The organism is Myxococcus sp. CA056, from assembly GCF_013336715.1.
Taxonomy (GTDB): Bacteria; Myxococcota; Myxococcia; order Myxococcales; family Myxococcaceae; genus Myxococcus; species Myxococcus llanfairpwllgwyngyllgogerychwyrndrobwllllantysiliogogogochensis.
In genome coordinates, this window is sequence record NZ_JABUMT010000002.1 from 33,338 (window position 1) to 55,887 (window position 22,550).

At 69.7% G+C, this 22,550-nt stretch carries 17 protein-coding genes; 10 read left to right on the forward strand and 7 right to left on the reverse strand.

Annotated features, from left to right (window positions below):
- Position 1: 1 nt before the first annotated feature.
- Positions 2 to 958 carry an MBL fold metallo-hydrolase gene (locus HUA76_RS07885; RefSeq protein ID WP_174458162.1) on the reverse strand — a complete coding sequence of 319 codons (957 nt, stop codon included), beginning with the start codon at positions 956 to 958 and terminating at the stop codon, positions 2 to 4.
- 65 nt (positions 959 to 1,023) lie between these two features.
- Between HUA76_RS07885 and HUA76_RS07890 the strand changes: the two genes are divergently transcribed.
- The gene (locus tag HUA76_RS07890) at positions 1,024 to 1,914 is read left to right on the forward strand and encodes a LysR family transcriptional regulator (RefSeq protein ID WP_174458163.1); all 891 of its coding nucleotides are present in this window, start codon (positions 1,024 to 1,026) and stop codon (positions 1,912 to 1,914) included.
- Between the two features lie 24 nt (positions 1,915 to 1,938).
- Here the strand turns inward: HUA76_RS07890 and HUA76_RS07895 are convergent, their stop codons facing one another.
- Entirely contained in the window at positions 1,939 to 2,919 is a 981-nt protein-coding gene (locus HUA76_RS07895) for a protocatechuate 3,4-dioxygenase (RefSeq protein ID WP_174460486.1), read from the reverse strand.
- Between the two features lie 131 nt (positions 2,920 to 3,050).
- Here HUA76_RS07895 and HUA76_RS07900 point away from each other — a divergent pair, with 131 nt between their 5' ends.
- The 3 genes from HUA76_RS07900 (at position 3,051) to HUA76_RS07910 (ending at position 9,050) form a co-directional block, all read left to right on the forward strand.
- Positions 3,051 to 3,872, forward strand: coding sequence for an NAD(P)-dependent oxidoreductase (locus HUA76_RS07900; RefSeq protein ID WP_174460487.1), 822 nt, complete (start codon positions 3,051 to 3,053; stop codon positions 3,870 to 3,872).
- A gap of 148 nt (positions 3,873 to 4,020) precedes the next feature.
- Positions 4,021 to 5,091: a virulence RhuM family protein gene (locus HUA76_RS07905; protein ID WP_174460488.1), complete on the forward strand. Its 1,071-nt coding sequence runs from the start codon at positions 4,021 to 4,023 to the stop codon at positions 5,089 to 5,091.
- A gap of 227 nt (positions 5,092 to 5,318) precedes the next feature.
- On the forward strand, positions 5,319 to 9,050 hold the full coding sequence (locus HUA76_RS07910) for an ATP-binding protein (protein WP_254614099.1): 3,732 nt from the start codon (positions 5,319 to 5,321) through the stop codon (positions 9,048 to 9,050).
- A 1-nt stretch (position 9,051) separates the two neighbouring features.
- On the opposite strand, the gene HUA76_RS07915 is transcribed toward HUA76_RS07910, so the two are convergent.
- On the reverse strand, positions 9,052 to 10,014 hold the full coding sequence (locus tag HUA76_RS07915) for a hypothetical protein (RefSeq protein WP_174460490.1): 963 nt from the start codon (positions 10,012 to 10,014) through the stop codon (positions 9,052 to 9,054).
- Between the two features lie 183 nt (positions 10,015 to 10,197).
- Here HUA76_RS07915 and HUA76_RS07920 point away from each other — a divergent pair, with 183 nt between their 5' ends.
- On the forward strand, positions 10,198 to 11,289 hold the full coding sequence (locus HUA76_RS07920) for an isopenicillin N synthase family oxygenase (protein ID WP_174460491.1): 1,092 nt from the start codon (positions 10,198 to 10,200) through the stop codon (positions 11,287 to 11,289).
- 25 nt (positions 11,290 to 11,314) lie between these two features.
- Here HUA76_RS07920 and HUA76_RS07925 read toward each other — a convergent pair whose 3' ends face one another.
- Together HUA76_RS07925 and HUA76_RS07930 are read right to left on the reverse strand one after the other, a co-directional pair.
- Positions 11,315 to 12,502 (reverse strand): hypothetical protein, encoded by a 1,188-nt coding sequence (locus HUA76_RS07925; RefSeq protein ID WP_174460492.1) that lies wholly within the window; start codon positions 12,500 to 12,502, stop codon positions 11,315 to 11,317.
- Between the two features lies 1 nt (position 12,503).
- Complete coding sequence (locus tag HUA76_RS07930; protein WP_174460493.1) at positions 12,504 to 15,179, reverse strand: TonB-dependent receptor domain-containing protein; 2,676 nt, start codon at positions 15,177 to 15,179, stop codon at positions 12,504 to 12,506.
- Positions 15,180 to 15,467: 288 nt separating this feature from the next.
- Between HUA76_RS07930 and HUA76_RS07935 the strand changes: the two genes are divergently transcribed.
- Positions 15,468 to 16,826, forward strand: a complete 1,359-nt coding sequence (locus HUA76_RS07935; RefSeq protein WP_174460494.1) for an amidohydrolase family protein — start codon at positions 15,468 to 15,470, stop codon at positions 16,824 to 16,826.
- Between the two features lie 140 nt (positions 16,827 to 16,966).
- Positions 16,967 to 18,178: a murein transglycosylase A gene (locus HUA76_RS07940; protein ID WP_174460495.1), complete on the forward strand. Its 1,212-nt coding sequence runs from the start codon at positions 16,967 to 16,969 to the stop codon at positions 18,176 to 18,178.
- 19 nt (positions 18,179 to 18,197) lie between these two features.
- Here HUA76_RS07940 and HUA76_RS07945 read toward each other — a convergent pair whose 3' ends face one another.
- On the reverse strand, positions 18,198 to 19,514 hold the full coding sequence (locus tag HUA76_RS07945) for a thioredoxin domain-containing protein (RefSeq protein ID WP_174460496.1): 1,317 nt from the start codon (positions 19,512 to 19,514) through the stop codon (positions 18,198 to 18,200).
- 241 nt (positions 19,515 to 19,755) lie between these two features.
- On the opposite strand from HUA76_RS07945, the gene HUA76_RS07950 reads away from it, so the two are divergent.
- Both HUA76_RS07950 and HUA76_RS07955 read left to right on the forward strand, forming a co-directional pair.
- The gene (locus HUA76_RS07950; RefSeq protein WP_174458174.1) at positions 19,756 to 20,427 is read left to right on the forward strand and encodes a hypothetical protein; all 672 of its coding nucleotides are present in this window, start codon (positions 19,756 to 19,758) and stop codon (positions 20,425 to 20,427) included.
- Between the two features lie 66 nt (positions 20,428 to 20,493).
- The gene (locus HUA76_RS07955; RefSeq protein WP_141642801.1) at positions 20,494 to 20,715 is read left to right on the forward strand and encodes a hypothetical protein; all 222 of its coding nucleotides are present in this window, start codon (positions 20,494 to 20,496) and stop codon (positions 20,713 to 20,715) included.
- A gap of 7 nt (positions 20,716 to 20,722) precedes the next feature.
- Here the strand turns inward: HUA76_RS07955 and HUA76_RS07960 are convergent, their stop codons facing one another.
- Positions 20,723 to 21,322 (reverse strand): CDP-alcohol phosphatidyltransferase family protein, encoded by a 600-nt coding sequence (locus HUA76_RS07960; RefSeq protein ID WP_174458175.1) that lies wholly within the window; start codon positions 21,320 to 21,322, stop codon positions 20,723 to 20,725.
- Positions 21,323 to 21,529: 207 nt separating this feature from the next.
- Here HUA76_RS07960 and HUA76_RS07965 point away from each other — a divergent pair, with 207 nt between their 5' ends.
- Positions 21,530 to 22,525: a DUF4846 domain-containing protein gene (locus HUA76_RS07965; protein WP_174458176.1), complete on the forward strand. Its 996-nt coding sequence runs from the start codon at positions 21,530 to 21,532 to the stop codon at positions 22,523 to 22,525.
- Positions 22,526 to 22,550 lie beyond the last annotated feature (25 nt).

Below are 22,550 nucleotides of genomic sequence, written 5' to 3' on the forward strand. Positions count from 1 at the left end.
GTCAGTGCTTGTGGCCGAAGCGCACCGCGACGTTCGGGTGCGCGGCGGCGAAGGCGCGCAGCTTCTTGAAGCTCTCGGTGCCGCGCGTCGCGTCGGCGGTGAAGGTGCCTGGCTCCACGTCGTGCTCCCAGCCCCAGCGGGTGTGGCTGGCGTCGCCCAGGAGCAGCACGGGGCCCTTCGTCGAACGCACCAGGTACGCGGTGCTGCCCGGCGTGTGGCCCGGCACCCAGAGCGCCCACACGGAGCCGTCACCGAAGATGTCCACCGCGCCCTCGAAGAGTCCGCCCGTCTCGGCGGCGTAGGTCCACTCGGACAGCGCGGCCTTGCCCGCGAGCGCGCGGTCCGTGTTGGGCTTGATCAGCACGTTGAGGAAGGCGCGGGCCTCCGCCTCGCCCGGGCCGGTGTAGACGGGGGTGCCCGCGGGCACGTCGGCCATGCCGGTGAGGTGGTCCAGGTGCAGGTGCGTGAGGAACACGCCGGCCAGGGGCTGGGGCTGCTTCGCCAGCCACTCGCCCAGCGGCTGGTGCACCTTGAGCTTCTCCAGCTTCATGGCGCTGGCGACGATGCCTTGCATGGCCGCCTTCTCCGGCGCGTCCCGCAGGGCCGTCTCGATGCCGGTGTCGACGATGAAGAGCCCCTTCGTCGGGTGGCGCAGCGCATGGAAGAAGACCTGGATGGGCTCATCCCCGTCCTCCAGCTTCGCCGCCTTCGCGGTGGGGTGATTCAGGTTGATGAGGCCGCTGCGCGCCACGGCCCAGTCGGAGGACGCCACGGACTCCAACTCCACGGGGCCGGGCTCGTCCAGCACCGCGAGCAGGTCATTCGCGGGCCGCGCCGCGCCGAGCGCCGAGCGCTGGTGGGGGTGCGAGGTGGCCGCCACGCCGACGACTCCGAGGATGACCGCACCGAGGACGAGGACGGCGAGGACGGAGAGGGTGATGCGCTTGACGTTCTTCATGAGCGCCAAGGTATCGATGCGTTGATGCATGGGAAATGGCAATTTTGGTATGAAGCCATCCAAATATGGATATTCCGTGGGATGACGCGCGGCTGTTCCTGGCCATCGCGGAGACGGGCAGCTTCAGCGCGGCGGCGAAGCGGCTGCGCATCGGCCAGCCGACGGTGAGTCGCAGGCTGGCGGCGCTCGAGTACGAGGTGGGGGCGAAGCTGTTCCGGCGGAGCGTGGACGGCGCGGCGCTGACGTCGGCGGGGGAGCGGCTGCTGCAGCCCGCGAGGAAGATGGCGGAGTGGGCCGGAGAGCTCCAGCGCGCCGCCGAGTCGGCCGACTCCTCGCCCCAGGGGTTGGTGCGCGTGACGGCGAGCCCCTTCGTGAGCTTCGACTTCCTGGCGCCCTTCGCGGGCCACGTGGCGCGCAAGCACCCGGGGCTGCGGCTGGAGGTGCAGTCGTCGGTGAACTACGCGGACCTGGGGCGCGGGGAGGCGGACCTCGCGCTGCGCACGCGGTCCACGAGGAACGCGGACCTCACCCGCGTGTACACGTTGGAAGTGGAGACCGCCGTCCTCGTCTCCAAGTCGCTCAAGGCGACGCTGCCGAAGCGGCCGACGCTCCAGGAGTTGCCCTGGGTGGCGTGGGCTCCGCCGTTCGAGGCGATGTCGCCCAATCCCCAGTTGGAGTCGCTCATCCCGAACTTCGCCCCCGTCTTCACCGCGGACAACTTCCTGGTGCTGCTGGCGGCGGCGGAGGCGGGCGTGGGCGCGATTGCGCTGGGCCATGTCACGCACCGCTTCAGCCAGCAGCGGGAGCGCAACCTGGTGCCGCTCGACATCGACCTGGGGCCCTACAAGAAGAGCCAGCTCCACCTCATCTGCGCGAAGTCGGCCCTGGAGATTCCTCGCGTGCGCAAGGTGTCGGAGCTGTTGGTGGAGGAGCTGGAGCGCGCGAAGTCGCGCTGACTTCGCGCGCTCGGAGACGCGGGCTCAAGGCATGGGGGGCATGCCGCCGTCCCAACCCGGCGGAGGGCCACCGGGGCCTCCGTCGCCGCCCGGCGGAGGGCCGCCCGGACCACCACCGCCTCCGCCGCCTCCTGGAATCTGGCACTGCGCGGTGTCCAGTGAGGAGCGGATGATGAGCGTCTTCCACGCGAGCATGGCGCCATCCGCCTGGCGTGAGGTCTGGAAGAGGTAGTTGCCCACGGACTCGGCGGACACGACGTTGTCGTTGGCGTTCGTCGTGTCTCGCGGTCCGCGCGTGTTGTAGAGCGGCTGGTGGTTGATGACGTCGTCGTTGAGCGCGTCGTCGAAGAAGAGCTGCGACGTCACGTACTCCGCCTCGCCCACGCGAATGGTGAAGTGGATGTGGACGGTGCGGCTGCTGTACCAGCCGGGGAAGCAGGTATCGAAGTCGGCGCGGCCGTCGGCGTCCGTCACCTGCACGCCTCGGAACCACCGGGCGGACGTGGCCGTCGGGTCGTCCGAGGTGCAGAAGGTGCTGGCGTCCTCGCCCGAGTAGAGGCCCTCCGGCGCGGCGTGCCAGATGTCGACGGAGGCGCCCTGGATGGGCTCGCACGCCTCGTTCAGCACGCGGAAGGCCAGCCGCACGGGCAGGCCGTCGTGGCCCTCGCTGATGTCCTTGCGGACCAGCGTCTGCGCATAGCAGGGGCCCAGGGTGGCCGCGCAGGTGAGGGCGCAGGTGGTGCCCGCTTCGTCGGTGAAGGGGTTGGCGTAGGTGCCCGCCATCACCGCGGTGCCGCCGGTGGCCCAGTCGGTGGCGGTGGTGCCCGCGTCGGTGTTCGTTCCGGAGTCGGTGTCTCCCCCGGTTCCCGGGGTGCCCGAGTCATCCGCGCCACAGGCGAGCACCTGCACCAGCGGTATCGCCGCCAGCGTCAGGCCCATGCCGCGCAGCACCCTTCGGCGGGATATCACCGAGGTGAGGGTGTCCTTCCTGTCCTGGTCGCTCATCGCGAGTCCTCTCCTGGGCCGGTGCGAGTGGGGAGGTCCGGTCCATGTCGCCCGTGTTCTCGGGCCCGAGAATCGCTATACCCAGGGAGTTCTTAAGCAGACCTTACGTGCCACCCACGGAGACCGGCCGCATGACGACACTCAAGGGGAAGACGCTTTTCATCACCGGGGCCAGCCGAGGAATCGGCAAGGCGATGGCCCTCCGGGCGGCGCGCGACGGCGCCAACATCATCATCGCCGCGAAGACGACGGAGCCGCACCCCAAGCTGCCGGGCACCATCTACACGGCCGCGGAGGAAATCGAGAAGGCGGGCGGCCGGGCGCTCCCCTTCGCGGTGGACATCCGCGACGAGAAGCAGATTGCCGCGGCGGTGGCGAAGGCGGTGGAGACGTTCGGCGGCATCGACATCCTCATCAACAACGCGAGCGCCATCAGCCTCACCGGCACGGAGGACACGCCGATGAAGCGCTATGACCTGATGCATGGCATCAATACGCGCGGGACGTTCGCCTGCTCGCAGGCGTGTATTCCGCACCTCAAGCGCTCCAGCAATCCGCACATCCTCAACAACTCGCCGCCGCTGAACATGGAGGCGCGCTGGTTCTCGCCGCACGTCGCGTACACGATGGCGAAGTACGGCATGAGCATGTGTGTGCTGGGCATGGCGGACGAGCTGCGCCCGGATGGAATCGCGGTGAATGCGCTGTGGCCGCGCACGGTCATCGCGACGGCGGCGGTGCAGAACCTGCTGGGCGGTGAGGAGACGATTCGCGGCAGCCGCTCGCCGGACATCATGGCCGACGCCGCGTACGCCATCCTCACCAAGCCGAGCAAGAGCTTCACCGGCAACTTCTGCATCGACGAGGACGTCCTGCGCGCCGACGGCGTGACGAACTTCGACAAGTATCAATCCGTGCCCGGCGCGGAGTTGTTCCCCGATTACTTCCTCTGAGGGGTGGATTGGTACGGCCCATGCTTCCGGTTCGGGAGCGTGGGCCGTGCGTTGAGTATTCCGGCAAGGGCCCAAGGCGAGGAGGGTGGCGAGATGGCGTGGGAGTCCGAGCAGGGTGTGACGTCGAGTGTCGCGAGGAGCCGCCAGGATGAGCGGTGACGCCAAACAGGGAGGGCCCGGTCCGGGAGAGTTCCTGGTCTACGTGGGTGAGGATGGTGTCTCGAAGGTCCACGTGCGGCTCGTCGAGGGCACCGTCTGGCTGACCCAGAAGCAACTGGCCGAGCTCTTCGGCAAGGACGTGCGAACCGTCAACGAGCACCTCCAGAACATCTACGAGGAGGGAGAGCTCGACCCGGCGGCAACCCTCCGGAAATTCCGGATAGTTCAAATGGAGGGCACCCGGGAAGTCGCGAGGCTGGTGGAGCACTACTGCCTGCCCGCGATTCTCGCGGTCGGCTACCGGGTCCGCTCCACTCAGGGGACGCGGTTCCGGCAGTGGGCCACGGCCCTGCTGGACGAGTACCTGGTGAAGGGCTTCGTGCTCGACGATGCCCGCCTCCAGTCCGCCGACTCGTTGGGAGAGGACTACTTCGACGAACTCCTGGAGCGAATCCGGGAGATTCGAGCGTCGGAGCGTCGGTTCTATCAAAAGCTGACCGACATCTACGCCCAGTGCAGCGTCGACTATGACGCCCAATCGGATATCACCCAGACGTTCTATGCGACGGTGCAGAACAAGCTGCACTGGGCCATTCATGGCCACACCGCCGCGGAGCTGATTCGAGAGCGCGCCGACGCGAGTCAGCCCCACATGGGACTCGCGACCTGGAAGCACGCTCCCGAAGGACCCATCCGGAAAGCGGATGTCACGGTGGCGAAGAACTACCTCACGGAGCCCGAGCTGCGAGAGCTCAGCCGTGTCGTCACGATGTATCTGGACTACGCGGAGGACCAGGCCCGCCGCCGGCGCCCCATGACGATGGAGAGCTGGGTGGCGAAGCTGGATGGCTTCCTCCAGTTCAATGAGCGGGACGTCCTGTCCCACGCGGGGCAAGTCAGTCACGAGCTGGCGACGGCCCACGCGGAATCCGAGTTCGACCGGTATCGCGAGAACCAGCGGAAGCTGGAGTCGAACCTGCCGACTTCCGACTTCGACCGGGCCGTGGAGAAGACGAAGCAGCTCGAATCCAGGACAGGGGGCCGAGGCAAGAAGCCATGAGTCGGCTGCTCCCGGGCGGCGAGCCCGCCTGCCCCGGGGGTGGGCGGACCACCGGTAAAATGTTCGGGAGAAGAGGCTCCATGCGGCAGTGATTGCGTGCTTGTGGACGCGACACTAGAAGCCCAGGTCACTTCCATTCTTCCGAACGAGCACTGATGTCCGCGCCGGACTTCCCCAAACAGCGAGCCACGGCATTCCAGGAAGGGCACCTCGGCGGAGCCGGCGAGATGGCGGAGTTGGTCCGCTCCAAGGACTGGTCCGCGACACCGCTGGGCCCCCTCTCCGGCTGGCCCACGAGCCTGAAGACGATGGTGGGCGTCGTCCTGGGCAACCGCTTCCCCATGCTGCTGTGGTGGGGACCCCAGATGCTTCAAATCTACAACGACGGCTACCGGCCCGTGCTCGGCCTGAAGCACCCGGGCTCCCTGGGCGCTCCCGCCTCCGTTGTCTGGGCTGAAATCTGGGACGTCATCGGCCCCATGGCCCAAGGCGTGCTGAAGGGCGGACCCGCGACATGGAGCGAGCACCTTCCGCTCTTCATCAGCAGCCGAGGCTTCATCGAGGAGACGTTCCACACCTTCTCGTACAGCCCCGTGTATGACGAAGCCGGCCAGGTCGGCGGTGTCCTCGTCACGGTGCAGGAAACCACCGAGCAGGTGCAGGACAACCGCCAGCTCAAGATGCTGGGCGAGCTGGCCACCAGCTCCGCCGCCGCGAAGACGGCCGAGGAAGCCTGTCAGACCGCCGCGTCCATCTTCTCCGGCTACGACCAGGACCTGCCCTTCACGCTGCTCTACCTGCTCGACGACGCCGGCACCGAGGTCCGGTGCGTGGGCTCCAGCGGCATGGAGGGCTACGCGGGCTCCGCGAAGCCCGCGCACTGCGCCTTCAACGGCGTGACGGACCCCGCCGGCTGCTGGCCCTTCGTGGAAGCGGCGCGCACCGGACGGGAGGTCCTCGTCGATGACCTGGCCTCGCGCTTCGGGGACCTCCCCACGGGCCGCTGGGGAACGGCGCCGTCGCGCGCGGTGGTGCTGCCGCTGGCTCGCTCCGGGCAGCCGCATCCGTATGGCTTCCTGGTGGCTGGCGTCAGCCCGCGCCGCGTCCTGGATGACCGCTACCTGGGCCTCTTCCGCCTCACCGCGGACCCGGTGGTGACGGCCATCGCCAATGCCCGCGCCTACGACGAGGAGCGTCAGCGCGCCGAGGCCCTCGCGGCCATCGACCGCTCCAAGACGGCCTTCTTCAACAACGTCAGCCACGAGTTCCGCACGCCGCTGACGCTGATGCTCGGCCCCACCGAGGACGCGCTGGCCTCGCCGTCACGCGCCCTCTCCGGCGAGCCGCTGGAGACGGTTCACCGCAACTCGCTGCGGCTCTTGAAGCTGGTCAACTCCCTGCTCGACTTCTCCCGTCTGGAGGCGGGGCGCATCCAGGCCCACTACGAGCCGGTGGACCTGCCCGCCCTCACCGCGGGACTCGCGAGCGCGTTCCGCTCCGCGATAGAGCGCGCGGGCCTGCGCTTCGACGTCGACTGCGCGCCACTGCCCGAGGACGTCTACGTCGACCAGGACATGTGGGAGAAGATTGTCCTCAACCTCCTCTCCAACGCGCTGAAGTTCACCTTCGAGGGGACCATCCGCATCTCCCAGCGGTGGACGAATGGTCAGGTCGAGCTGCAGGTCTTCGACACGGGCATCGGCATTTCGGAGCAGGAGCTGCCCCGCGTCTTCGAGCGCTTCCACCGCGTCCAGGGCGCACGCGCGCGCACGCATGAGGGCTCCGGCATCGGCCTGGCGCTCGTACACGAGCTGGTCCGCCTCCATGGCGGCACGCTCGGCGTGGCGAGCACGGAAGGCAAGGGCACCACGTTCACCCTGCGCATCCCCTCCGGCGCGGACCATCTGCCGAAGGCGCACGTCGGTGCTCGTGACTCGCGGGCCTTCACGGCGCTGGGCGCCGCGCCCTATGTGAACGAGGCCCTGCGCTGGCTGCCAGGCGGGCTGGAGGTGGAGTCGCTGGAGCTGGGGGCCGAGGTCCCCTCGGCGCAGAACGTCGCCAAGGGCGCGCGCATCCTGCTGGCGGACGACAACGCCGACATGCGCGAGTACCTGACGTCGCTGCTCTCGCGGACCTGGGAAGTGGAAGCGGTGGCGGACGGCCTCGCGGCGCTGGAGTCCGCGCGAGCCCGACCTCCGGACCTGGTGCTGACGGACGTGATGATGCCGGGGCTGGATGGCTTCGGCCTGCTGCGCGAGCTGCGCGCCGACGAGCGGACGCGCGGAGTGCCCGTCACCGTCCTCTCCGCGCGAGCGGGTGAGGAGGCTCGCATCGAGGGCCTGCGCGCCGGCGCCGACGACTACCTGGTGAAGCCCTTCTCCGCGCGCGAGTTGATGGCGCGGGTGGAGACGCAGCTCACCAAGGCGCGGTTGCGGTCCATCCAGGAGGCCCATGCCCGGCTCCTGACGCGCGTCTTCACGTACGCGCCGGTGGGCATCTGCATCCTGAAGGGGCCCGAGCACATCTTCGAGTTCGCCAACGCGGGTTACCTGCGGCTCGTCGCCAACCGCCCCGTCGTCGGCCAGCCCATCGCGAAGGCGCTGCCGGAGCTGGCGGGCCAGGGCATCTTCGAGCTGCTGGACAGGGTCATCGCCACGGGCGAGCCATACATCGGCCGTTCGCTGCGACTGATGATGGTCTCCGGTGAGGGGGGCCCTCCGCGCGAGGTGTTCTTCGACTTCGTCTACCAGCCGATGCTGGACGACGAGGGCCGGGTGGACTCCATCGTCGTGGTGGCCTTCGACGTGACGGACCTGTCCAACGCGCGCCGCGAGGCGGAGGCGGGCAGCCGCGCCAAGGACGAGTTCCTGGCGATGCTCGGCCATGAGCTGCGCAATCCGCTGGCGCCCATCCTCACCGCGCTCCAGCTGATGCGGCTGCGCGGCGGTGACGGCGCGGAGCGCGAGCGCACCGTCATCGAGCGACAGGTGCATCACCTGGTGCGACTGGTGGACGACCTGCTCGACGTGTCCCGCGTGACGCGGGGCAAGCTGGTCCTTCGCCGTGAGCGCGTGGAGCTGGCGGAGGTGGTGGCGAAGGCCATCGAGCAGTCCAGTCCGCTCCTGGAGGAGCGCGGCCACCACCTGGTGGTGGAGCTGCCTCGCCATGGCCTGTTGCTGGACGCCGACGCGACGCGACTGGGGCAGGTGTTCTCCAACCTCCTGACGAACGCGGCGAAGTACACGGAGCCCGGTGGGCGCATCACCATCACCGGGACGCGAGAGGGCTCGGAGGTGGTGGCCTCCGTCCAGGACAACGGCAGCGGCATCACTCCGGAGATGCTGCCGCGCATCTTCGACCTCTTCTTCCAGGAGCGGCAGGAGCTGGACCGCTCGCAGGGCGGACTGGGACTGGGGCTCGCGATTGCCCGGAGCCTGGCGGCCCAGCACGACGGCACCATTCAGGCGAGCAGTGATGGCCGGGGACAGGGCAGTACCTTCACCGTGAGACTGCCCGCGCTGGAGGCGCTGCCCGCCGAGGCGAGCGTGGCCTCCGCGGTCGCGGCGCAGGAGGTCGCGCCGATGCCGCACCGCGTGCTGATTGTCGACGACAACCGCGACGCGGCGGACGTACTCGCCGAGGCCCTGGACATGCTGGGCTGCGAGACGCGCGTCACCTACGACGGCCCGAGCGCGCTCCAGGTGGCGCCGTCCTTCTGCCCGGAGCTGGCGCTGCTGGATATCGGCCTGCCCGTCATGGACGGCTACGAGCTGGCGCGCAACCTGCGCACCCAGCGCCCGGACGGGGGCCTCCAGCTCATCGCGGTGACGGGGTATGGCCAGGAGTCGGACCGGCAGCGCTCGAAGGAGGCGGGCTTCGACGCGCACCTGGTGAAGCCCATCGACTTCGCCACCCTGGGCTCGTTGCTCAAGCGCCTGAACTCGGCCCGCTCCAATTGACTCACCCCGCCGAGCGCGCGTCCTCGCTCGGCGGCGGTGCCCAGGTGGCATTGAGCGAGTGGATGGTGCTCACCGGGATGTCGAGCAGGAACATGTAATAGAGGGCGCGGTGCTGGTCGTTGACCTCGTCCTCGAAGGCGCCGAAGCCGCTCACCGAGTAGACGGTTCCGAGCAGCTCCGTGCCGGTCGTGGGCTGCTGGTACGTCAGCGCGTTGTCCCGGAGGGTCCTCAGCGCGGCGTCGACGGCCGCCTTGCACAGCAGGCCACACGCGGGGCCGCCGGGGTACAGGGACATGATGGACGTCAGCCCTTCCTCGGTCCACGCGCGCGGCACCACGTCGAGCGCGTTGTAGTAGCGCTGGGCCTCCGGGAAGGCGGCGTCGAAGGCCTCGGCGAAGGCGGGATTGCCCGCGGTGGGCGCGGCGAAGGTGACGGGGAGCACGGACACGTTCGTCAGCGCGCCCTGGAGCCACGCGGCCAGCACGGTGGCCACCTGTCCCCCCAGGCTGTGCCCGGTGACGAGCAGCGACGTTCCCTGGGGCAGCCCCTGGAGGAACGTCAGCAGCGCGCCGCCGCCGGGGCCCACGGACGAGGACATGGCCACGACGTTCTTCCACACCTCCACGGCGCCCTTGGAGATGGCCGCATCGGCGGGAAACGACGGCGCGGTGAAGGGCAGGGGCTCCTGGGGGTTGATGTTCTTGTCCTGGAGCAGGTCCTCGATGCGGTCGAACAGGGTGCCGCGCACCACCACCGCGCAGTCGCCGCTCGTGTTGGCGGCGACGTAGACCAGGTCCTCGCCGTGTGTCGCCGGGCCCCACGTCACCTGCCAGCCCTCCGTGAGCGTGGCGGACAGGGCCTCGTTCATCAGGGTGTAGCGCTTGGAGTTCGAGTCGAACTGGCCCAGGTAGGAGACGGCGCAGAGGGTGATGCCGAGCTGGGAGGGATTGTTCGCGGAGGCCATGGTTCTTCCTTCAGGACAGGGAGCCGGAGACGCTTGCCCCCATTGTGCACCGGCCGGGGCTTCGTCGCCGTCCTCGCGCGCGGGGACTCGGCTATGCTGGGGCCCTCCGCATGGCCCTGGAAGGGCACGGCGCGCGTCGCCCCCCTTCCACGCGGTCCGGGGAGAAGAGACGAGGCGTTCGGGATGAGCAGCGATGTGGCGGGAGCGAAGGACGGAGTGGTGGTTCTCGATTACGCGAAGCTGGTGGACGGCGCGGACCTGTCCGCCGACATCGAGCGCGCGTATGGGTATGACGGCATTGGCCTGCTCATCGTCCGGGGCATCCCCGGGCTGGTGGAGCTGCGGCAGGGGTTGTTGCCGCTGGGCTTCCGGTTCGCCGCGCTGCCCAATGACGTGAAGGACCGCTACGTCCACGAGCGCAGCAGCTATTCCTTCGGCTGGAGCCACGGCAAGGAAGTGCTCAAGCCCGGCCAGTTCGACGAGTTCAAGGGCTCCTATTACAACAATCCCCAGTACGACTCGCCCCAGGTGGATGCGTCGCTGGTGGAGAAGTACCCGGAGAACTACCTCCCCAACGTGTGGCCGGACCCGGACTTCCCCGCGCTGCGCCCGGCCTTCCAGGCCCTGGGGCGGAAGATGGTGGACGTGGGGTTGCTCGTGGCGGCGCAGTGCGACCGGTACGTGACGGCGCGGCTGGGCGAGAGGCTCTCGCCGGATGCGCAGCTGGCGCGGACCATCCGCGAGTCCCGTGCGTGCAAGGCGCGGCTGCTCTACTACTTCGCCATCAACGAGGACTCGACGCCGCGCACGCGCGACTCCTGGTGCGGCTGGCACAGTGACCACGGTTCGCTGACGGGGCTGTGTCCCGCCATGTACTTCGACGCGGAGCCCGGGGCCTCGGAGCCGACGCGGCAGGACATCGCGGTGCCGGACCCGGAGGCGGGGCTCTACGTGCGCACGCGCGGTGGCGAGGAGCGCAAGGTCGTCATCCCCAAGGACTGCCTCGCGTTCCAGATTGGCGAGAGCGCGCAAATCGTCACGGGCGGACTGCTGCGCGCGACACCGCACGCGGTGCAGGCGCTGGCGCACCCGGCGAGCCGCAACATCTCCCGCTCGACGTTCGCCGTCTTCATGCAGCCCGACAACGAGGAGCGCCTGCGTCCGCCCGAGGGCACGGACCCGGCGGAGCTGCGCGTGGGCGCCTTCCAGCCGGGCATGACGTTCGGCGACTTCGCCCGCGCCACATTCGCGAAGTTCTACAACCCCTACGCGTGACGCGCGGCGCGCGCGGGGTGTCTCCTCAAAAGACAGACACCTCGCGCAGTTGGTGGAAGTAGCCGCGCATCGGTGGGTTGCTGGACGGTTTCGCGGTGTAGATGCGCACCCGGTCCACGAGCGGCGTGTCTTCCCGGAGGGGCGCGTCGACGTCGCGCTCGAAGGCCACCTGCGTGTTCCTGTCGTCCGTGTGGGGTGGGGTGTCGAGCGCCACAATGAGTGTGTCCTGGCCCAGCGGCTGCCATGCGCCGCCCTCCAGCGAGCCCTCCACGTGAAGGACCTCCTCCATGAACGTGCTGTTGTGGCCGCGCACCAGCACGCGGCGGGGATGGACGGGCTCCCGCAGCCGGATGATGAGCACCTGCTCCAGCGAGCCGTACATCGGCGTCGGCACCTGGGCCGACTCGAGCTTGCCGTCGGTGAAGGGACACGGGTCCACGACGCCGTCATCCGTCTCGCACGGCTGTCCTCGGCTGAAGGGGATGCGTCCCGTGAAGGGCAGCGGCACCGGGGGCGCCTCATGCACATCCACATATTCCAGGACGCTCAGGAACCAGTCCCGCCAGCCCTCGGCTCGGGCCTGCACGAAGGCGAGCGGTGGCGCGAAGTCCTCCAGCATCTCCGGCCCCAGCCACGCCTCGCCGGAGCGCTTCTCCTGGCTCCACACCACGCCGGACTCGCCACGCGCCTGCACGAAGTAGCCGTGCTCGGGGATGTCCGCGAGCGGCGGCACGTCCACCCACGTCAGGCGAACGCCGCCCGAGTCCTCGCTCGCACGCAACTGGCTGTCCCAGCGGCGAAGCGGCGGCAGGTCCACGTCCCGCATGAAGTTGAAGGCCAGGAAGTCCCTCGCGCCGTCCAGGGACGGCAGGTGGAGCTGGAAGGCGCTGAGGCTCGCCCAGGGGGATGGGCGAGCCAGTTGGTCCGCGCCGGTGTCGCGCGCGGTCAGCTCGTGGAGGAACAGTCCTTGCGCGTCCGGAGTCACCAGGGCCCAGGGCTCGTACGCGAGTGTGAGGCGTCCACTCGGAGCTTGTCCTGGGATCGGCTGGGGTCCATCCAGCCGGCGCGGACGCATCAGCGTGAGCGGAGCGCCGCGCCAGGGTGAGCCGTCGGACTCCAGCACGGTGCCGGAGAGGAAGACGGGAGACTCGGGCTCCAGCGCGCAGCCGGCCGAGGTGATGGCGCAGGCGAGCCCCATGAGCAGGTGGCGCATGTCAGAAGGTCCCCTTGATGCCGAGCGTGGGCAGAATCACTGGGATGCCGAGGCTCTTGCGCTTCAGGCCCACGGGCTGGCCCTCTTCGCCCTCGTAGCCATAGTCGCGGGTCAGCACCTCGCTGCGCGCGGTGACGTTGAAGACATCCAGGTACACATCGAGCATGAAGTTGTCGAAGACGAGGCTGCGTGAGGCGCGGAAGTCGACGCGGAAGAAAGAGGGCAGTCGGTCCACCGCGTCGCGGCTCACCGGTTTCCACTCGGGCTCGCCGTCCTCGCCCAGGCCCTCGCGCATGGTGCGGTAGCCGAACTGGCCCGTCTCGGGGCGGCCGGTGTTGAAGTGCGCCACCGCGCCCACGGTGACGAAGTCGAAGCGGTAGCTGAGCGCGGCGTTGACGGAGTGCGCCTGCTCGAAGGCATAGGGCAGGTAGCCCTCCGCCATGCCGAGCTCCTCGCCATCCGGGCCCACCTTCGCGTAGCGCGTGAAGCGCCGGCTCTGGTTGAATCCATACGTGAGCCAGCCGAACCAGCGTCGCCCCAGTGGCCTTCGCACCATCAGCTCCACGCCGTAGCTGTGGCCCCGGCTCTCCACGTCCTCGGCTTCGAGTCCCCGACGCCGCAGGTTGCTCACCACGTCTTCGAAGTTGAACTCCAGCGTGCGCAGGAGCGGGTTGAAGTACGCCTCCGCGGAGATTTCCCACTCCGAAGATGGTCGCCACTCCGAGCCGAGCGAGAACTGCGCCGCGCGCTGGAGTCCCCGCTCCAGCGCGAGCATCTCTCCGGCGGGCACGGGGAGCAGCACCGTCGCGGGCTGGTGGTACAGGCCCGCGCCTGCCTTCAGCGTGAGCGTGTCCGTGAAGGCATGCCGCACCGCGAGCCGAGGCTCCACCGCCAGCCGCGTCGTGTCCCCGAAGCCGTGGTAGCTGTCCAGCCGCAGGCCCGGCACCAGCGTCCACCGCGGGGAAGGCCGCCAGGTGAGCTGCGTGCCCACGCCCGCGAAGGTGCCCAGGATGCCAGGGCGCGAGTACGCGTCCTTCCCGTCGACCGGGCCCACGGGGCGGAACAGGCCGGTGGCCACCATGCTCGCGTCGCGTCGCTCCAGGTGTCCGAAGACCTCCAGGTTCAGCTCGGAGGACAGCTCGCGTGTGTAGCCCGTGCGCAGGGCGACGCTGCCCTGGGTCAGCTCGTAGCGGCCGGGCGCGCTGCCGCCCTTGTTGTAGGCGAGGCTCAGCCGGTCATACCCGAGCGTCAGGCCCACCTCCGCCTCGCCTCTCGCGAAGGGGTGGCGACCGCGCAAGTCGAGCCGGTGGAACAGCAGGCCCACGCCGCCCGAGCTCTGCGTGGGGATGCGCGCCGTGAGTCCCACCGCGTCCGATGTGCCGAGTGCGAGGACTCGGAGGTTGCCCTGGCCCACGCGCTGCTCCACGCGCGTCTGGTAGTCCCAATAGTCCGCGTACAGCTTGGGCTCGCCGGGCTCCGAGTACACGTTGCCGCCTATCGTGGTCGACGACGGCCCGGTGAGGCTGTTGGCGATGCGGGTGATGAGGAGGCCCGTGTAGCTGATGCGCGCGGCGGCGGTGACGGTGGTGCTCGTCTCCGGGATGGGGACCTCGAGGAACGCGCCTGCGTGGATGAGGTCCAGGTAGGCGCTGCCGTGCAGGCCCTCTTCGCGCGGCCGGCTCACGTGCGCGTCCACCGCGCCGCCCAGCAGGCTGCCGTAGCGCGCGGAGGGCACACCGACCTGGAAGTCGAGCGACTCGACGAGGTCCGGGTACACCACCGCGTTGCCGACGAGCAGGTGATAAAGGAAGGGCACGCGCACGCCGTCCACGTAGAAGGCACTGGCGGCGGGCTGCACTCCGCGCACCACGGGATAGGAGAGCCCCGAGGCCAGCGCCGTCACACCCGGCATGAGCATCACCACGCGGAACGGGTCGCCCATGGTGCCGGGGACCTCGCGCAGCTCCTGCTCGTGCAGCGTGACGCGGGAGACCTCGGTGCGCGGCCGGTCCGCGCGCACCACCGTCTCGTAGGGGTTCACCGCGAGCGGCTCCAGCGAGTACAGCACCTCCAACTGCTGGCTCGCGTCGAGCGTCTCGGTGAGCATCAGCAGCCGATGTCCGGGCGCGGTGATTTTCAGCGCATGCGCGCCGGGGGGCAGCTCCAGTCGGAAGAGTCCCTGGGCGTCTGTCTCCGTCGTCGCCGCGTCGGCGCGCACGGTGGCTCCGGCGATGGGCTTGCGTGTGCCCTTGGCGCGCACCCGGCCGGTGAGCACCGCGCGGAGGGTGGCCACGGGGGGCGGCTCGAAGCGATAGGTGAAGGGCAGTCGCACCGCGACGGGTTGCCCTTGTGAGGTGGCTGGGTGGAAGCGCAAGCGGGGCGCGGCATGCAGCGCGGCCTGGGCGAGCGCGGAGGGAGGCTCGCCCACGATGCGGGCCTCGACGACGTCACCGGCCTCGTCGACGGTCAGCTCCAGCTCGACGGTGACGGGCGCGTCCAGGTGGAGGCCTTGAGGCAGCCGCGCGGGAGCGTCCTCGGCCAGGGTGGGGGGACGGAGCGCGGGGGCCGAGAGCGCAGAGGGCGGCGAGGACTCGGTGCCAGGCCGCGGAGTCGTCTGGGCACGAAAGGGGACGGCGACCAGGGCCAGGGCGAGAAGAGACGGTCCGAGTCGCGTCATCGTGGTGTGGGGGCGGGGGTGTGGGCGCTGAAAACCTCCTATACGTGACCACAACGGAAGTCAGGTTGTCGCGGGCCGTGTGGCAATGACGTTCATCTGGCAATGAGTTCATCTCAGGTGGACGGTTTGCCCGAGGCTCCTTGCGCAATACCCATCCACGGCCACGGCGATGGTCCCCTTGCGAGGGCTCTGTCGGAGCGCGGGCCCCAGGCTCGCGAAGGGCCGGTGCTTGCCTTCGCACTCCGGCAGGGCGAGCGTGGGGCTTCCCTGTCGTTCAGGAGCGGCGCGATGACCCTGGGTTCCTGGCGTTCGTTGTGGTGGAGCATGGGTGTCCTGCTGTCCTGGGGGCTGGCTGCTCCGGCGAGGGCGCAGGCGACCGGGCCCGAGCGGGTCGCGGTGCGCGCGGCGAGGCTGTTCGACGGCAGGAGCGCGAAGCTCGTGACGAAGGCCGTGGTGCTCATCGAGGGCAATCGCATCCAGGCGGTGGGCTCCGGCCTGGCCATTCCCGAGGGCACGCGGGTGCTCGAGTTGGGGGACGTCACCCTCCTGCCGGGACTCATCGATACACATTCGCACCTGCTCACGAACCTCGAGTTGGGAGGGGATGGGTCGAGCATGGAGCTGCTCGTGGCGCGGATGAGCACCGCCGAGCGTGCCTTGATGGGTGCGAAGCTGGGGCGGGAGTTGCTGGAGGCGGGCATCACCACGGTGCGGGACGTGGGCAACTCCGGTGTGAATGGGGATGTGGCGCTGCGCAATGCCATCCAACGGGGCTGGGTGGAGGGGCCGCGCATCTCCGCGTGTACCCGCGCGCTCGCGCCGCAGGGTGGACAGTTCGGGCAGCTCCAGCAGCCCGCGCAGGGACTCATCGACCAGGAATACGTCACCGTGACAGGCGTGGACGAGGCGCGCCGTGCCGTGCGGCAGGCGGTGTATGACGGCGCGGACTGCATCAAGGTCATCGTCGACAATGGCCACAACATCCTCTCGGTGGAGGAGCTGAAGGTCATCGTCGAGGAAGCGCATCGGGTGAAGCGCCCGGTCGCGGCGCACACGACCAAGGACGACAGCATCCGCGCGGCGGTGGAGGCGGGGGTGGACTCCATCGAGCATGGGTATGCGTTGCCGGATGACGTGCTGGCTCCGATGGTGCGCAAGCGCATCTTCCTCGTGCCCACCGAGGGACCGCTGGAGATTTGTGAAGAGTTTCCCTCGGACGCGGGTGACGCGGAGGCGCGGCGCGCCATGAAGGAGCGCTGCCAGAAGCTCGTGGCCAAGGGGTATGAGCGCACGCGTCGAGCCGTGGCGGCGGGCGTGCGGTTGGCGGCGGGCTCGGACATGTACCTCGCGGTGCCAGGGCAGACGCGTGGCGCGTCCACGATGCGCTCGCTCACCGCCCATGGTGAGGCGGGCCTTCCGCCGGTGGAGGTCCTGCGCGCGGCGACAGCGAACGCGGCGGAGCTGCTGCGCATGCAGGACCGGGTGGGCACGCTCGAAGCGGGAAGGCTCGCGGACCTGATTGCCGTGAACGGCGACCCGTTGAAGGACCTCAAGGCGCTGCGTCAGGTGCGCTTCGTGATGAAGGACGGCAAGGTGGTGGTGGACGCCCAGGGAGCGCTGTCCCCGGTGGCGACGCCCGCGCGCTGAGAGCTGGCGGAGCGCTCCTCGGAGCCAGTCGGGGTGGCGCGTCGATGGCGCCGCGCTCATGCGTTTCGCGAGGCCGCGGCCCTCTGGCACGCTCCTCGGAAGTGTCGCGAGGGCTCCGGCTGGAGTAGTTACCAGGGGCCATGCTCTCCCGGTCCGCTCGACGCGTCTCGCTCACGGTGCTCCTCCTCGTCTGCGCCTCCTGTGCGCGCGTGCCGCGTCCAGCGGTCACCCGCCCCCAGGAAGCACTGGTGGAGTTCTCCGACACGGTGAAGCTCGTGGACGACGGCGAGTCGGCGTCCCTGCGCATCGCGCTGGACCAGAGCCTCATCTGGCTGCGCACGCGGCCGGTGGACCAGCGCTTCGTCTACGGCCCGCGCGAGGTCACGGCCGGAGAATTGGTATCCGCCCTGGAGCGGCTGCGCGCGCGCCTCACCGACGGCATGTCCTCGCTGGAGGTGTCGAAGGCGGTGATGGAGGACTTCGACCTGCTCGAGTCCGCTGGAGGCGAGGACGGCACGGTGCTCTTCACGGGCTATTACGAGCCCGTGCTCGAAGCGAGCCTGTCGCGAACCGACGAGTACCGCGTCCCCGTGCTGTCCGCGCCCGATGACCTCATCGAGGTGCCGCTGGAGCCCTTCGCGGAGCGCTTCGCGTCAGAGCGCGTCTTCGGGCGACTGGAGGGCAAGCGACTGGTGCCCTATTGGAACCGCGCCGAGATTCGCGGCGGCGGGCTGAGCCCGCGCAAGCTGGAGCTGGCCTGGGTGAAGGACCCGGTCTCGCTCTTCTTCATGGAGGTGCAGGGCAGCGGCACCCTGCGGCTGAATGACGGTGGTGAGCGTCGCGTGGGTTACGCCGCGTCGAACGGCCGTCCGTACCGGAGCATCGGCGCCCTGCTCATCCAGGAGGGAGTGATTCCCCGAGAGCAGATGTCCATGCAGGCGCTGCGAGCGTGGCTGGCGGCGAACCCCACCGAACGAGACCGCGTGCTGGACTACAACGAGTCCTATGTCTTCTTCCGCTTCCTGCCCGGCGCGGCGGTGGGCTCGCTGGGCAGGGAGGTGACACCGGGCCGCTCCATCGCCACGGACGCGCGGCTGTTCCCCAAGGGCGGCCTGGCCTTCATCCTCACGGACCACCCGGTGAAGATGGCGGATGGTTCGGTGCAGTGGAGGCCGCTGTCCCGCTTCGTGTTCAACCAGGACACGGGCGGAGCCATCCGGGGCGCGGGCCGCGTGGATGTCTTCTGGGGCCGAGGCCCCGAGGCGGAGCTGGCCGCGGGCATGATGAAGCAGAAGGGGCGGCTGCTCTTCCTGGTGCCCAGGCCCCGCGTCCCGGTGGTGGACGCCCGGTGACGCGAGGCCCGGAGGTGGCTCAGCGCTGGGCCACGCCGGCCTTCTTCAGCTCCTCGTCGATGATGCGACGGAAGTGGTCGATGGGCATCGCGCCGACGATGGGGCGGCCGTTGACGAAGAACGTGGGCGTCCCCCCGGCACCCACCCGCGTGCCCTCGGCCGAGTCCAGGTCGATGCGCGCGTCGAACTTCCTGGCGTCGAGCGCGTTCTTGAAGCGCGTCACATCCAGCCCGACCTGCTTCGCGTAGCCCTCCATCGCCGCCCGGTCGAGCTGCCGCTGGTTGGCGAAGAGGAGGTCGTGGAACTCCCAGAACTTCCCCTGCTCATGCGCCGCCATGGACGCGGACGCGGCGAGCTTCGCGTTGGGATGATTGGGCAGCGGCTGGTGCTTGAAGGCCACGCGCAGCTTGCCCTCGTACTCCTTCTCCAGCGCCTTCAGCGTGGGCACCGCGCGGGAGCAGAAGGGGCACTCGAAGTCGGACCACGCCACCAGCGTGACGGGCGCGTTGGCGGGGCCGCGCGAGGGTGCCTCACCCACCTCCACCTGCTGCCGGGGCAGCTCCGCCGGAGCGGGAGGAGCGGGCGGGCGCTCCACGCCGCGCTCGATGATGCGCGCGTAGACGTCCGCCTTGGGCACGCCACCCTTCACCAGCGCCTCCGCCTTGTTCAGCTCCTCGTCCACCACGCCGGTGAAGACCGTCAGCGGCTGGGCTCCGTTGATGAAGCGGCCGTTGACGAAGAAGCCCGGCGTCCCGGTGGCGCCGAGCTGAATCGCCATCGCCTCATCCCGGCGGATGCGCTCGGCCAGCTTCGGCTCCGCCAGGTCCTGCTTCCAGCGGGCGACGTCCAGCCCCAGCTCCTTCGCGTAGCGCTCCAGGTCCGCGTCGGACTGGGCTCTCGGGTTGGCGAAGAGGACGTCATGGTACTGCCAGAACTTCCCCTGCTCTCCGGCGGCCAGGGCCGCGACCGCCGCGGGCCGGGCGCGAGGGTGCATGTCCAGCGGGTGGTGCTTCATCACCACGCGCAGCTTGTCGCCATAACGCTGCTGCAACTGCTTCACCGTGGCGTGGCCGCGAGCGCAGAAGGGGCACTCGTAGTCGGAGAACTCCACGAGCGTGACGAGCGCGCTCTCCTCGCCGTGGACGAGCGAGCCATCCACCGGCACCTTGTAGACGACGGGAGAGATGGGAGGGCGCTGGCGGTCGGAGGGTTGGGCCACGGCGGCTGGCGCGGGAGTGGCGCCCTTGGGGGCAGCGGCGGGCGCCGACGTGCGGCCTCCCACGAATCCCAACACGAGCCCCACCACGAGGCTCACCCATACGGATGGCTTGCTCACGACACGACTCCTGGAAAAGTGACGCCACGGAGTGCGCCGAGCGCGCCGAAAGTTTCAGCGCTCTTTTTCGAGGACCTGGGTGCGAGTCAGGCCGACCTGTCGGCCGGAGGACCTGGCTTCAGGGGAGAGGGCCATCCAGCGCTGCCCTGGTGGCCTGCTCTCGGGGCGCTTGCCCGCCATTTCGGCGGTTGTCCATGAGCGGGCAGGCCCCACCTTTGTGGAGGAAGGGAGGCCGTGCCTCATGCGAGGGAAGGTTGCCTGGATGGCGGTCGTGGTCGCGAGCCTGTCGCTCATGCTGTGCGCGGGGGGCTGTACGGCGGAGGCGCAGTCAGCGTCCGAGGAGGCACGGCCGCCGGCCGCCCCCTCGGAAGTGAAGCCGGTGCCTCCGTCAGGACAGACGCCGACACCCGCCGAGGTGTCCGAGCTGTGGAACAGCATGTCGGGGTTGCGCGCGGAGGTCCGCCAGCTCCGCCAGGAAGTCTCGAAGCTGCGCACGCAGGTCGGCGCCCAGGCGCAGGGCACGGGCGGCTCGGGCACACAGGCGCGGGCGGGTTCCGAGCCGGATACCCAGGCGCGCGGCACGGGGGGCGCTGGCACCGCGCCACGACAGGTGGAAACCGACGTGCCGCCCGCTGGCTCCAACGTGCCGGCGCCGACGGGGACGGCGGTGGTGATGGCCACCTTCACGGGGGCGGTACGCTCGGTGGCTCCGCCCGACGTCGTCATCGCGCAGGACAGTGGAGAGCCGCTGACGCTGGAGGTGACTCCGCGGACGCGGGTGCTGCGCAACGGAAAGAGCGTGGGCTTGCGAGACCTGGACCCGGGAGATCGCGTCAGCGCGGTGGTGGACATGGTGGGTGAACACGAGACGGTGGAAATCTCGGTGCTCCGGAAGGAGGACCCGGACAATTGAGACGCGGGAGCGACCCGTCAGTCGCTCGCGTTCAGGTTCGTCGTCGCTCGCAGGGAGGTTCCCGTCATGACGGCCTTTGACCGATACCGCGCACTGCTGCGCAAGTTCGAGAGTGTGCGTGCGCGAAATCCACAGGGTGGTTCGCCCGAGGAGGATGCCTTGTTGGACGACCTGGACGATGTCTGGTCGGAGATGAGTGAAGGCGAGCGCGCCGCCGCATCCCCCGAGCGCGACCGGGCCCTGGGGCTCTCGGATTCGCAAGACTCCGCGTCTCCACCTCCGGGCTGAGGCGCTTCTATTTACGGGCCGTGGGGAGAGGCGTTCCCCGCGGCCCGTGTTCGTCGGAGCGCGGGACAGGTGAAGCCCCCCGAGCCCTCATCCGGGAGCGCAGCACCGCGCGCGTGTAGTCCACCACCGAGGCGAGCGACAGCACGGCGATGAGCGCGACGAGCGGGCGCACAGCGGGGGGAAACAGCAGCACGCACAAGAGCGTCACCAGTTGCAGCGAGGTGACCACCTTGCCGAGCATCCGCGCCTTGAGCTCCACCCGCCGCAGCTTCGGCACCAGTCGGGTGACGATGAAGCCCACCGCGGTGCCGATGTCCCGCACCAGCAACAACAGGACCTCCGGCAGGGCGATGAGGCCGTCGAGGTAGCAGACGAGGATGGCCGTCACCATGAAGGCGCGGTCGGCCACCGGGTCGATGAGCGCGCCCAGTCGCGTGGCCAGGCCCTTGTGTCGCGCAATCCAGCCGTCGAGGAAGTCGGAGAAGGCCGCCAGCACGACGAGCGCCGCGCGCACCTTCGCGTCGGACTCGACGATGAAGGCCACCGCCATGGGGAGGCGGGACAGGGACAGGATGTTGAGCAGCACGAGGCTCGCCTGGCGGCGCATCTTCGTTCAAAGGTAGTGCACGAGCGTCATCACGCACCTGCCGGGGAGGAGGAGGTGTCGTCGAGTCGTCGGTCATCGCCCCGGCGGAGAGCAGGCGACCTCACGCGCGTGCGCATTCCACGAAACGCGAGGCTGCGAGGGAACCTTCGAGCGGCGAGAATCCTCCCATCCGGAGCGCCGCTCCCCACCTGCCTGGAGTCTCCCGTCGTGACCGCATCCGAGTGTCCGCCCCTTTCCCCGTCCTCTCCACTTCGCACCGGGGCGGCGTGGCTCGCCCGGGCCTGTCTGGTGGCGCTGTTGTGGCCAGGAGCCTCGGGGGCCAGCCCGCTGGCGCCGCGCCTGCGGGGCACGGTGCTCGCGACGGCGGCTTCACGGGCCCCCGAGCAGTCCACCGCCTCCTCCGAGCCCCGCGCCCCCACGCGCGAGGAGCTGGCGCGCTATGGCTGGCTGGCGAAGGACGCCCAGGTCCGTCCACTGGAGCTCGCCATCCCCGCGCCGGAGGGCTACACGCGCGTGACACTGGAGGCGGGCTCGTTCGGCGCGTGGCTGCGCGGCCTGCCCCTGCGCGCGCAAGGCACGCCCGTGCTGCACTTCCGGGGCGGAGAGGTGTTGCCCGGCGACGATGCGCGACTGGCAGCGGTGGCGGAGCTGGACATCGGCTCGGCCAATCTCCAGCAGTGCGCGGACTCCATCATCCGGCTGCATGCGGAGTGGCAGTGGTCCAGTCAGCAACGGGAGCGCATCGCCTATCGCTTCACCAGCGGACACCTGGCCTCGTGGCCGAAGTACGCGGCGGGAGACCGGGCGCGCATCGCGGGCTCCAAGGTGACGTGGGCGAGGAGCGCGGCGGCGGACAGCTCTCGCGCGGCGTTCCGTTCCTACCTGGACCTGGTCTTCACCTACGCGGGCACGCTGTCACTGGAGAGCGCCAAGGGGCGTCCCGCGCGAGACGAGCTGCGTGGCGGGGACTTCTTCGTGCTGGGCGGCAGCCCGGGGCACACGGTGCTGGTGCTGGACGTGGCGGCCGACGCGGGGGGCCGCCGCGTGGCGCTCCTGGGGCAAGGCTTCATGCCCGCTCAGGACTTCCATGTCCTCTCCTCGGGAAATGACTCCGTGGGGCCCTGGTTCCCGCTCGATGCCGACGCGGTGAGCACGCCCTTCTGGAAGCCCTTCCCGTGGACGTCGCTGCGTCGCTTCCCGTGAGGCGTGTCGTCGACCGGTCGTTCTC

What these genes read in the sequence shown, in the direction of transcription:
- HUA76_RS07885 (WP_174458162.1), bottom strand. Translation starts at nt 958, where the DNA reads ATGAAGAACGTCAAGCGCATCACCCTCTCCGTCCTCGCCGTCCTCGTC.
- HUA76_RS07890 (WP_174458163.1), top strand. Translation starts at nt 1,024, where the DNA reads ATGGATATTCCGTGGGATGACGCGCGGCTGTTCCTGGCCATCGCGGAG.
- HUA76_RS07895 (WP_174460486.1), bottom strand. Translation starts at nt 2,919, where the DNA reads ATGAGCGACCAGGACAGGAAGGACACCCTCACCTCGGTGATATCCCGC.
- HUA76_RS07900 (WP_174460487.1), top strand. Translation starts at nt 3,051, where the DNA reads ATGACGACACTCAAGGGGAAGACGCTTTTCATCACCGGGGCCAGCCGA.
- HUA76_RS07905 (WP_174460488.1), top strand. Translation starts at nt 4,021, where the DNA reads ATGAGCGGTGACGCCAAACAGGGAGGGCCCGGTCCGGGAGAGTTCCTG.
- HUA76_RS07910 (WP_254614099.1), top strand. Translation starts at nt 5,319, where the DNA reads ATGGCGGAGTTGGTCCGCTCCAAGGACTGGTCCGCGACACCGCTGGGC.
- HUA76_RS07915 (WP_174460490.1), bottom strand. Translation starts at nt 10,014, where the DNA reads ATGGCCTCCGCGAACAATCCCTCCCAGCTCGGCATCACCCTCTGCGCC.
- HUA76_RS07920 (WP_174460491.1), top strand. Translation starts at nt 10,198, where the DNA reads ATGAGCAGCGATGTGGCGGGAGCGAAGGACGGAGTGGTGGTTCTCGAT.
- HUA76_RS07925 (WP_174460492.1), bottom strand. Translation starts at nt 12,502, where the DNA reads ATGCGCCACCTGCTCATGGGGCTCGCCTGCGCCATCACCTCGGCCGGC.
- HUA76_RS07930 (WP_174460493.1), bottom strand. Translation starts at nt 15,179, where the DNA reads ATGACGCGACTCGGACCGTCTCTTCTCGCCCTGGCCCTGGTCGCCGTC.
- HUA76_RS07935 (WP_174460494.1), top strand. Translation starts at nt 15,468, where the DNA reads ATGACCCTGGGTTCCTGGCGTTCGTTGTGGTGGAGCATGGGTGTCCTG.
- HUA76_RS07940 (WP_174460495.1), top strand. Translation starts at nt 16,967, where the DNA reads ATGCTCTCCCGGTCCGCTCGACGCGTCTCGCTCACGGTGCTCCTCCTC.
- HUA76_RS07950 (WP_174458174.1), top strand. Translation starts at nt 19,756, where the DNA reads ATGCGAGGGAAGGTTGCCTGGATGGCGGTCGTGGTCGCGAGCCTGTCG.
- HUA76_RS07955 (WP_141642801.1), top strand. Translation starts at nt 20,494, where the DNA reads ATGACGGCCTTTGACCGATACCGCGCACTGCTGCGCAAGTTCGAGAGT.
- HUA76_RS07960 (WP_174458175.1), bottom strand. Translation starts at nt 21,322, where the DNA reads ATGCGCCGCCAGGCGAGCCTCGTGCTGCTCAACATCCTGTCCCTGTCC.